Below are 6,336 nucleotides of genomic sequence, written 5' to 3' on the forward strand. Positions count from 1 at the left end.
CGGGCCCGCCGGCCGAGCCCGGCGGGCGCACTCGAGGGAGGATCACGGGATGGACATGGGATTGGCCGGGCTCAAGGTGCTGGTGACGGCGGGCGCGGGGGGCATCGGGCTCGAGGTCGCCCGGGCCTTCGTGGAGGAGGGCGCGCGGGTCCACGTCTGCGACGTCGACCGGGCGGCCCTCGGAACGCTGCCCGAGGGCATCACCGGCACCGAGGCGGACGTCGCCTCCCGGGACGACGTGGCGCGGCTCTTCGCCGAGGCGCACGACGCCCTCGCCGGGCTCGACGTCCTGATCAACAACGCCGGCATCGCCGGGCCGACCGGGCGGGTGGAGGAGATCAATCCCGAGGACTGGGACCGCTGCCTCGACATCTGCATCACGGGCCAGTTCAACTGCGTGCGCCTCGCGGTGCCGCTGCTGCGCCGGAGCGCGAACCCGTCGATCGTCAACCTGTCCTCGGTGGCGGGGCGCTTCGGCTTCCCGCTGCGCACGCCCTACGCGGCGGCCAAGTGGGCCGTGATCGGCTTCACGAAGTCGCTGTCGCGGGAACTCGGCGCCGACGGCATCCGGGTCAACGCCGTCCTGCCCGGCATCGTGGCGGGCGACCGGCAGCGCCGGGTGCTGGAGGCCAAGGCGCAGCAGCGGGGCCTCAGCTTCGCCGAGACCGAGGCGGCGGCCTTCGCGGCGGCCTCGATCAAGGACTACGTCACGGCGCGCCAGCTCGCCGACCAGATCCTCTTCCTCGCCTCGCCCCGGGGCCGCACGATCTCGGGCCAGGCGCTGGCGGTGGACGGCGACCTGCAGATGCTGATCTGACGGGATCCACTGCTGCCGCCGGGCCGGGCCCCCGCGGGGTTACACGGCCCCGGCGGCCCACGCCGGGGCGTCAGGGCAGCCAGCGGGCCAGGAAGGTCCCGAGGGAGAGTGCGAACGCCGTCCAGGGCGCGACCACGAGCCAGATCGGGTGCGGGCCGCCGGCGTCCCTCGTCTTCGCGTCGTCCAGAATCATCGTGCCCCCGCCGATTCGCCGCGAGGACGAGACAGCGCGCCGATTGTGGTTGGACCGGGGAAACTTGACGGCAATCTCCGCGGCAGCACTTGATCTTGGCCGTGGCAGGGTCGATTGATGGGGCGTTCCGGTACATGGGTGGAGGGTACGGTGCGCGGATTGATCATGGGTGCACTGGTTCTGGGGTTGACCGGACTGGCCGCCCAGGCGCAGCCGATTCAGAGCGCGAAGGACCAGGCCTGCCGGGATGAGGCCCGGGCGCGCGTCTTCTCCACCCCCGATCCGAGGGGCCTCGGCCCCTACGAGCTCGGCCGCCAGATCTACTTCACCTGCATGAAGCGCGGCGCGAAGGCCGGCGGCAAGCGCACGCGGCGCGGCTAGGCCCCGCCCCCTCAGCCGGGGCAGTCGCCGGGCTTCGGGGCGAGGGCGCGCGGCGCCGGCACGGCGGCGCGCCCGGGCCGGACCGCGTCGAAGGCGTAGAGGGCAAGGCCGATCCAGATCAGGGCGAACACCAGGATCCGGGCCGGCGGCAGGGCCTCGCCGTAGACGAGCACGCTCAGGCCGAGCAGGCAGGTCGGCGCGAGGTACTGCAGCAGCCCGAGGGTCGAGAGCTTCAGCCGCGCCGCCGCGGCCGCGAACCAGATCAGCGGCACCGAGGTGGTCACCCCGGTCAGCACGAGAAGGGCCCATTGCCGCGGATCGGGCGCCGCGGCGTCCGGCCCGAGGCCGAGATACAGGAGCGCCGCGGGCAGCAGTACGAAGGTCTCGGCGCAGAAGCCGAGGACCGGGTCGATCGGCACCAGCTTGCGGATCAGCGCGTAGGCCGCGAAGGTGACGGCGAGCGTCAGCGCCACCCACGGCAGCGTGCCCGCCGCCAGCACCGCCAGCCCGACCCCGACGCCCGCCAGGGAGACCGCGCCGACCTGGAGGGGGCGCAGGCGCTCGCCGAGCACCAGGGCGCCGAGGGCGACGCTGACCAGCGGGTTGATGAAGTACCCGAGGCTGGCCTCCAGCATCTGCCCGTGCTGCACGGCCCACAGGTAGAGCGACCAGTTGAACGCGATGATCACGGCCGAGAGCACCAAGAAGCCGTGCCGCTTGTGGAGCACGAACCGGGCGCGCCCACGGCCCGGGGACGCGAGGCGCAGGCCCAGGATCAGCAGCGCGACGAACAGGCTCGACCAGGCGATGCGGTGCGCCACGATCGCCCAGGGCGACACGGCGTCGAGGAGCCGGAAATGCACCGGCACCACCAGGCCCCAGCTCAGGTAGGCGCCGAGCGCGTAGATCAGACCCACCGGCATCCCCCCGTGCGACGGAAGGGCCCCGGAATCGTCGCCCCGCGCCCTCGCCGCATCGCCGGCCCGTTCTGCCCGAGGCGCGCGGGCGGGGCTACGGGCCGGCGCGAGGGGCCGGCATCCGCCGCGCGCATGGTCGGGCGGCGGCGCGGCGCCCGCGGGCCGCGCCGCCGGACCCCGCGATCAGCGCTCCGTGGCGCCGCCGCTGCCCTCGCCGCCGGGCTCGGGCATGGTCTGGTCGAAGTTGCGGCGGTTCGCGGCGTGGTCCTGGTACTGCTCGGTCTGGACCCGCTTGCTGTCGAGACCGCGGGCGTCGCCGTGCTGGGCCTTGTCGCGGTTGCTGAGCACCATGTTCTCCTCGAGGATGCCCTCGGGCAGTTCGGTCATCGCGCCCGTGCCGGAGCCCTTGCCCTGCGCGCCCGCTCCCATGCTGTGCCTGTCGGCCTTGGCCATGCTCATCCTCTGCTACGGCTGCCGGCGCGGCGCGCTCGCCACGCCCTCGTGCTCGAGAGTATGGGGCGGCCGGCCCCGTGCAAGCGCGGCCAGTCGAAATATCATGCCGGAACTTTTTTGCAGCCGAGGCTATGGGACGGTTTCAGAACCTACGAAGCACGGCAATTCTCGGCGTGCGTCGCGCCGATGATCATCCGGGACTGACACGACGCCGCGACAATACGTTCGGGTGGCTGAATTGCACGGACCGGCCGGCGGGATGCCGGGCTCTGGACTGGCGCGGCGGGGTCACCCCTTCTTGCACGGGAACGCGTCGCGCAGGGCGAGCAGGGCCAACACGCCGGCCTTCTCGCGCAGGGACGGGGGATGCGCGCCGCCATACGCCACCACGGCCCTGACGAGTTGCAGCAGCGTCCCGTCGGGCGGCAGGCAGGCCCCGAGCAGGGGCGGCTGCTGGGCGGAATCGGCGGCGCCGGCGAGGTCCTGCACGGCGCCCATGAACGCCCAGCAGGCGACGGTGTCGGGTGCCTGACGGAAGTCGACCTGGTCGCCCCGGACCTTGGCGCTGCGCAGGAGGCTCTTGCACTGCGCCACGAGCGCGGCGCCGTCGGCGGCGCGGACGGGGCTCGCGGCGAGCAGCGCCGCCAGGGCGGCGGCGCGGAGCAGGTTCGGCATCGGGGCACTCTGCGCGAGAGGAACGACGGGGGGCATCCGGCATCCCATCCTAGCAAGCGCGGCCGTGCCTGGCCCCGATCCGCGGGGGTGGTGGTCCGGCGCGTCTTGCCGCAGCCGGCGCCGGTCGACCGCGCTCCCTCGCCGCCGCGGGGCTCGGGCCCGGCGGCGATCATCAACGCCTCGCCTCGAAGCCGGACGGGACGCCGGTCCGTCGCGGGTCCGCGACCGGGGCGCCCGGAAGTGCGGCCGCCCGGGCCCGGAGCGCGCAGGCCCTACCGGACCGGGTAGACCACCCGCGTGAGCGAGGCCTCGCTGCGGGCCGCGACCGGCGCGGTGTCCGGCGCGGCGTCCGGCGCGGGCACCGCCTTCTGGGAGCGGGCCATCATCCTGCGGGCCGTCTCGGCCGGCATCGCCCCGACCGGGGCCGTCATGGCGAGGAGCTCGCGGCGGGTGCTGCTCGCGACCGCGCCGGGGCGGCGCACGTCCTCGAAGTCGCTCATCCGGTGCCGTTGGGCGTCCGGATCGCCCCGGAACACCCGCGGGCCTTCGGGCAGGATCACGATGTCGCCGGGCCGGAGCGTGGGGTCGCGCAGGAGGGCCGCCCGGGCGTCGAACGGACCGGAGGGCGGCGGCTTGGCCACCGCCACGGCCTTCGGGGACTCGACCTTCTCCGGCTTTGGCAGCGCCACGTAGCGGGTGCGCGAGCGAAGCGCGGCCCGGGCGTGCGGGGGCAGCCGGTTGCGCGCGGCCCAGCGCCGGCGCACCGGCGCGTCGTAGGGCTGGGCCACGGGCGCTGCGGCGACGGGGGCGGGGGCCGGCGCGCCGAAGAAATGCCTGAAGAAGTCGAGCCCGTTGTCGTCGGCGGCCCGGACGCCGACATCGGACGAGATCAGCAGGCATCCCGAGGCCAGGACGAGCAGCATGGCGCGCAGCCGGGTCGCCGGCCTGGTCTGGTGCAGCGGCATCGCCCCTCCGGTGAATTCTACAATTGGTTGAAGCTTCCGAGCACACAACCTCGACAGCACGCTGCCAGTTCCGCCGCGACCGCGACAACCCGGCAATTCTTGCCCGTCCGCGCCGCGGCTCCTCCTTCGGGATGACCTCGTCCGCCGGCGGGGGGCCTGGAGCCGGGGCGGCCCCCGGGGCGGGACGCCGGTCCCCGCCGGCGGAGCATGCGCGCGGGCGCTCAACCCCCGTGGTGCATGCCGGTTCGGCGCGAGGGAGCGCGTCACGAGAGAGCGTGAGACGGGGAGTGAGCGCGCCAGCCGGTTGCAACGCGATCCTGTGGCGCTCTAGCCTCGTCGCGACCGCCGGGTTCCTGGTCGCGAACGCCAGGTACTTGAGGGCGGGGTTCTCGGGGGCGGGACGGTCCGATGCACGATCGCAAGCGAATCCTGGTGGCGCTCGCGCTCGCGCTCGCGGCGCCCGGCGCCGGGGCCGAGGAGCGCCGCGACGCCCCGGGACCCCGGGCCGCGGCGCCGGCCGGCGACAGGCGCGTTCCCCTGGAGCCCACGGCCTGGCCGTTCACGGCCATCGGGCGCGTCAACGTCGTGCAGGGGCCGAGCCACCGCAGCCACTGCACGGGCACGCTCGTCGGCCCGCGCCACGTGCTCACCGCCGCCCACTGCTTCTTCGACGGCCGGCTGAACGCCTGGGTCAAGCCGCACCAGGTCCACTTCGTCGCCGGGCAGGCCCGGGACCTGAACGCGGGCTCCGCCGAGGCCGTGGACCTGCGGCTGGCCCCCGGCATCGACCTGCGGGCCGAGAGCCGGCCGGGCCGCGACGCGATCGGGCCGGGGATGGTCGGGCGCGACTGGGCCGTCGTCACGCTGAAGGATCCCCTGGCGCTGAAGCCCGTGCCCTGGCGGGTGCTGCCGGGCGCCGACCTGCCGGGGAGCACGCCCGGCGCCGTGGTGGCGCTCGCGGGCTACGCCGCCGACCGCCCGTACCTGCCGGTGATCCACCGGGGCTGCTCGGCCCGCATCGACGCGCCCTCCGCGGGCCTGCTGCTGGACCTGTGCGAGTCGATGTCGGGCGAATCCGGCGCGCCGGTGCTCCTCCTCGACGCGGAGGGCGGCGCGGCCCTGGTCGGCATCCACACCGCCGTGACGCAGGCGGACCGCGTCGGCACCGCCTATCGCTCGGCGAGCGGCATCGGGGTCGCCGCCGCCGCCTTCGCGCCGACCCTGAGCGAGATGATCAGGCCGTGAGCGCGCTCCCGCGGTGCCGGCCTCGTGCGACACCGGCCGCTTCCTCGGCACGCAGGGACAAGGGCGTCCCGTCAGCCCTCGCGGCGCCAGAACGCCGCCTGCGTGTCGCCGTAGGTCCGGCGCTCCAGCTCGGCGAAGCCGGGCGGCGGCGCCAGGGGCGCGGCGACGGCCTCCTCGACCACCGCCAGCGCGCCGGGGAGGAGCCACCCGCCCTCCGCGGCGGCCTGGAGCGCCCGGGGGGCGAGGCCGCGCCCGTAGGGCGGGTCGCAGAACACCACGCCGAAGGGCTCGCCCGGCGGCGCGGCTCCGAGCCGGGCGGCGTCGCGGCGGAACACGCGGGTCGCCCCGGCAAGCCCGAGCGCGTCGATGTTGGCGCGGATCACCCCGCGCGCCTCCGCGCCGTCGTCGACGAGCAGCGCGAAGGCGGCGCCGCGGGACAGGGCCTCGCAGGCGAGGGCCCCGGTGCCGGCGAACAGGTCGAGCACGCGCGCGCCGTCGACCGGGTCGTCGTAGGCGTGGGCGAGGACGTTGAACAGCGCCTCGCGCACCCGGTCCGAGGTCGGCCGGATCGCGTCGCTGCGCGGTCCCGCGAGGGTGCGGCCGCGCAGGCGGCCCCCGACGATCCGCACCTCACGCCTGCCGGCGCGCCACGGCGCGGGCCGGGCGGCTCACGCGCCGCGCGGCGGCCGG

9 protein-coding genes are annotated in these 6,336 nt (G+C 75.4%); 3 read left to right on the forward strand and 6 right to left on the reverse strand.

Annotated elements, in window-relative coordinates; genetic code table 11:
* Positions 1 to 49: 49 nt before the first annotated feature.
* A complete protein-coding gene (locus DT057_RS23590; protein ID WP_128564547.1) occupies positions 50 to 817 on the forward strand; it encodes an SDR family oxidoreductase in 768 nt (255 codons plus the stop codon).
* A 70-nt stretch (positions 818 to 887) separates the two neighbouring features.
* Here the strand turns inward: DT057_RS23590 and DT057_RS37275 are convergent, their stop codons facing one another.
* The gene (locus DT057_RS37275; protein ID WP_269153086.1) at positions 888 to 1,010 is read right to left on the reverse strand and encodes a hypothetical protein; all 123 of its coding nucleotides are present in this window, start codon (positions 1,008 to 1,010) and stop codon (positions 888 to 890) included.
* A 165-nt stretch (positions 1,011 to 1,175) separates the two neighbouring features.
* Here DT057_RS37275 and DT057_RS23595 point away from each other — a divergent pair, with 165 nt between their 5' ends.
* On the forward strand, positions 1,176 to 1,391 hold the full coding sequence (locus DT057_RS23595; RefSeq protein WP_128564555.1) for a hypothetical protein: 216 nt from the start codon (positions 1,176 to 1,178) through the stop codon (positions 1,389 to 1,391).
* Between the two features lie 11 nt (positions 1,392 to 1,402).
* Here the strand turns inward: DT057_RS23595 and rarD are convergent, their stop codons facing one another.
* The 4 genes from rarD to DT057_RS23620 all read right to left on the reverse strand — a co-directional run bounded on the left by rarD (position 1,403) and on the right by DT057_RS23620 (position 4,401).
* Positions 1,403 to 2,308: an EamA family transporter RarD gene (gene rarD / locus DT057_RS23600; RefSeq protein WP_128564548.1), complete on the reverse strand. Its 906-nt coding sequence runs from the start codon at positions 2,306 to 2,308 to the stop codon at positions 1,403 to 1,405.
* A 183-nt stretch (positions 2,309 to 2,491) separates the two neighbouring features.
* Positions 2,492 to 2,761 (reverse strand): hypothetical protein, encoded by a 270-nt coding sequence (locus tag DT057_RS23605; RefSeq protein ID WP_128564549.1) that lies wholly within the window; start codon positions 2,759 to 2,761, stop codon positions 2,492 to 2,494.
* 288 nt (positions 2,762 to 3,049) lie between these two features.
* Positions 3,050 to 3,436 (reverse strand): Rap1a/Tai family immunity protein, encoded by a 387-nt coding sequence (locus tag DT057_RS23610; protein WP_128564550.1) that lies wholly within the window; start codon positions 3,434 to 3,436, stop codon positions 3,050 to 3,052.
* 272 nt (positions 3,437 to 3,708) lie between these two features.
* Positions 3,709 to 4,401: a hypothetical protein gene (locus DT057_RS23620; protein ID WP_203236356.1), complete on the reverse strand. Its 693-nt coding sequence runs from the start codon at positions 4,399 to 4,401 to the stop codon at positions 3,709 to 3,711.
* Between the two features lie 408 nt (positions 4,402 to 4,809).
* Between DT057_RS23620 and DT057_RS23625 the strand changes: the two genes are divergently transcribed.
* On the forward strand, positions 4,810 to 5,646 hold the full coding sequence (locus DT057_RS23625; protein WP_128564552.1) for a trypsin-like serine peptidase: 837 nt from the start codon (positions 4,810 to 4,812) through the stop codon (positions 5,644 to 5,646).
* 71 nt (positions 5,647 to 5,717) lie between these two features.
* On the opposite strand, the gene rsmD is transcribed toward DT057_RS23625, so the two are convergent.
* Complete coding sequence (rsmD, locus tag DT057_RS23630) at positions 5,718 to 6,275, reverse strand: 16S rRNA (guanine(966)-N(2))-methyltransferase RsmD (protein WP_128564553.1); 558 nt, start codon at positions 6,273 to 6,275, stop codon at positions 5,718 to 5,720.
* Between the last annotated feature and the right edge of the window lie 61 nt (positions 6,276 to 6,336).

It is taken from the genome of Methylobacterium crusticola (assembly GCF_003574465.1).
Classification (GTDB): Bacteria; Pseudomonadota; Alphaproteobacteria; order Rhizobiales; family Beijerinckiaceae; genus Methylobacterium; species Methylobacterium crusticola.

Coding starts and splice junctions, on each gene's coding strand:
- DT057_RS23590 (WP_128564547.1), top strand. CDS start 50: ATGGACATGGGATTGGCCGGGCTCAAGGTGCTGGTGACGGCGGGCGCG.
- DT057_RS37275 (WP_269153086.1), bottom strand. CDS start 1,010: ATGATTCTGGACGACGCGAAGACGAGGGACGCCGGCGGCCCGCACCCG.
- DT057_RS23595 (WP_128564555.1), top strand. CDS start 1,176: ATGGGTGCACTGGTTCTGGGGTTGACCGGACTGGCCGCCCAGGCGCAG.
- DT057_RS23605 (WP_128564549.1), bottom strand. CDS start 2,761: ATGGCCAAGGCCGACAGGCACAGCATGGGAGCGGGCGCGCAGGGCAAG.
- DT057_RS23610 (WP_128564550.1), bottom strand. CDS start 3,436: ATGCCGAACCTGCTCCGCGCCGCCGCCCTGGCGGCGCTGCTCGCCGCG.
- DT057_RS23620 (WP_203236356.1), bottom strand. CDS start 4,401: ATGCCGCTGCACCAGACCAGGCCGGCGACCCGGCTGCGCGCCATGCTG.
- DT057_RS23625 (WP_128564552.1), top strand. CDS start 4,810: ATGCACGATCGCAAGCGAATCCTGGTGGCGCTCGCGCTCGCGCTCGCG.